Source organism: Methylobacterium crusticola (genome assembly GCF_003574465.1).
Classification (GTDB): domain Bacteria; phylum Pseudomonadota; class Alphaproteobacteria; order Rhizobiales; family Beijerinckiaceae; genus Methylobacterium; species Methylobacterium crusticola.
Window position 1 is genome coordinate 1 of the sequence record NZ_QOWC01000431.1, and the last position, 2,262, is coordinate 2,262.

The following is a 2,262-nucleotide window of genomic DNA, read 5'->3' on the forward strand; positions in this document are numbered from 1 at the left end:
GCCGGCCCGCGAGACCGTGCGGGCCCTGCCGCCCGAGCCCGCCCCCGGGGATGCCGGCTCCGCGGTCCTGGTCCCGGCCCTGGAGCCGGCCGGCGAGAAGCCGGCGGCCGAGGCGTCGCCCCGGCCCTCCCGGGAGCACCGGCAGAAGCCGGCCCGGGCCGCCGTGGCCCGCCCCCCGGCCGACGACCCGGACGACGAGCCCGAGGCGGAGCCGGCGCGCGCCGCGGCGCCCGGGCAGGGCGGCAGCTACGTCGGGATCTGGGGGCCGAGCGCCGCGGCCTGCGCGAGCCGCCGGTCCTCCCGCCGCGGGTTCCTGCCGGCGGTGATCGGCCCGGGCGGGGCGCGGGCCGGGCAGACCGCCTGCGCGTTCCGGGACGCCCGGCGCAGCGGCAACGTCTGGAGCGTGGCCGCCACCTGCCGCAATGCCCGCCAGCGCTGGTCCTCCCACGTCCGCCTCGCCGTCGAGGGCAACCGGCTCACCTGGTCGAGCGAGCGGGGCTCGGTGACCTACACCCGCTGCTCCCGCGGCTGAGGCCCGCGGCCTCTCTTGGGGAGCGGCCGCCGCCCAGTCGGAGAGGCGGCCGGGGCGCAACCGCCCTTGACTTCGTTCCATTGCAGGTGGTGGAAGGGGCGGACCCGAGAGGTTCCGGATGGCCCAGCCCCGCCCGCGCGAGCCAGCGCCCGAACGCGCCGCGCGCAGCCTCGCGCTGCTGCCGGCGGACGGCACCCCGGTGCGCGACCGGGTGTTGCGCGACCGGCTGCTCGGTCGGCGCCGCATCGGCCGGCTGCGCGGGCAGGGGGGCCGCATCCTCCTCTTGATGCCGGGGGCTCCGGCCCGGACCCGCTTCTCCCATGTCGGCCACCTCGTCCGGGACCTGCCGGAGGGCGCGCGGGGCGAGGCGCGGCTCAAGGCCAGGCAGCGCGCCCTTCGGGCGCGCATGGTGGCGGAGACCCGCGCGTGAGCCGCACGGTGCGTCCGTGAGCGGCAAGCTCGTCGCCGTCGCCAACATGAAGGGCGGGGTCGGCAAGACCACCACGGTGGTGATGCTGGCCGACGCCCTCGCGGCCGGCGGGGCCTCGGTGCTGGTGGTCGACCTCGACCCCCAGGCCAGCGCGTCGGTGTGCTTTGCCGGGGACGCGATCCTGGCCGAGATGATCACGCGGGGCCGCACCCTCGACTACTACCTCGGCCTGCGCATCGTCGACCGCGACAAGGCGAGCCTCGTTGACTTCATCCGCGACTACGTCAGCAGCACCACGCATCTCGGCGAACCGCTGCCGGTCTCGCTCCTGCCCTCCGGGCCGTCGCTCCGCATCGTCGAGCGCGAGATCATCTACGCGCTGACCAAGCGCAAGTACTCGATGCACGCGATCGAGGGCCACCTGTGGAAGCTGTTCCACGAGGACTTCGTGCCCCTGCGGGAGACCTACGACTACGTGCTGTTCGACTGCGCGCCCGGGATCTCGCCGATGACCGAGGTGGCGATCCGGGCGAGCGACCTCGTGGTGGTCGCCTGCATCTCGGACTTCCTGTCGACCTACGGCCTCAAGGCGTTCTACGAGACGATCTGGGGCACGGGCCACGGCAGCGACAGCACGCTCACGCCGCGGAACCTGCCCCACGTGCTGATCACGCGCTGGCAGGAGACGAAGCTCCAGGCGCGCACCTACGACACCCTGCGGGCCAGCGCCGACCAGGACGGGGCCCGCTTCCGCCTGTTCAGGACCCGGGTGCCGCAATCGGCCGCCCTCGCGAACGCGCTGACGCTCGAGTACCAGACCTTCGCGAACAAGTATAAGGATGGCAGCCGCGACCTGATCGGCGCGGTGATCACGCCGGTGGTGGCCGAGCTGAAGGAGGCCCTGGATGGCGCTTGAGATCGACGGCCTCGCGGTCCTGCGCGCGATCGCGGAGGCGCCGGAGGCGTTCCCGGCGATCCGCGGCGACGTGACCAAGGCCGCCCACGCCCTGGTGAGCAAGCAGCTCAAGGCGCGGAATCTCGGCGTGGAGGGCCTGGGCAAGGTCGCGGGCGCGCTCGGGTCTCAAGCCCTCGCCCTCATCCTGGACGGGCTCAAGGACGCCGAGGTCAGGAGCCTCGCCGGGCGCCTCGACAAGCATCATCCGGACCTGGAGCAGGGGACGCCCGCCGCGCACCGCCGCCACGTCCTGGCGCTGGCCACCGGCACCGCCCCGGCCGGGAAGCCGAAGCCCGCGCCGAAGGCCCGGGCGCCCCGGGCGGCCGGCCGGGCCGCGCCCGCCCC

At 75.2% G+C, this 2,262-nt stretch carries 4 protein-coding genes; all 4 read left to right on the forward strand.

What is annotated here, in order from left to right:
* The coding region (locus DT057_RS35845; protein WP_162501613.1) for a hypothetical protein at nt 1-532 on the forward strand (532 nt) is incomplete at its 5' end.
* A gap of 118 nt (nt 533-650) precedes the next feature.
* On the forward strand, nt 651-962 hold the full coding sequence (locus tag DT057_RS34635) for a hypothetical protein (RefSeq protein ID WP_128566520.1): 312 nt from the start codon (nt 651-653) through the stop codon (nt 960-962).
* A gap of 16 nt (nt 963-978) precedes the next feature.
* Nucleotides 979-1,878, forward strand: a complete 900-nt coding sequence (locus DT057_RS34640; RefSeq protein WP_128566521.1) for a ParA family protein — start codon at nt 979-981, stop codon at nt 1,876-1,878.
* Nucleotides 1,868-2,262: hypothetical protein (locus DT057_RS34645; RefSeq protein WP_128566522.1), on the forward strand; the 395-nt coding region annotated here is incomplete at its 3' end. The genes DT057_RS34640 and DT057_RS34645, both read left to right, overlap by 11 nt.

What these genes read in the sequence shown, in the direction of transcription:
- DT057_RS34635 (WP_128566520.1), top strand. Translation starts at nt 651, where the DNA reads ATGGCCCAGCCCCGCCCGCGCGAGCCAGCGCCCGAACGCGCCGCGCGC.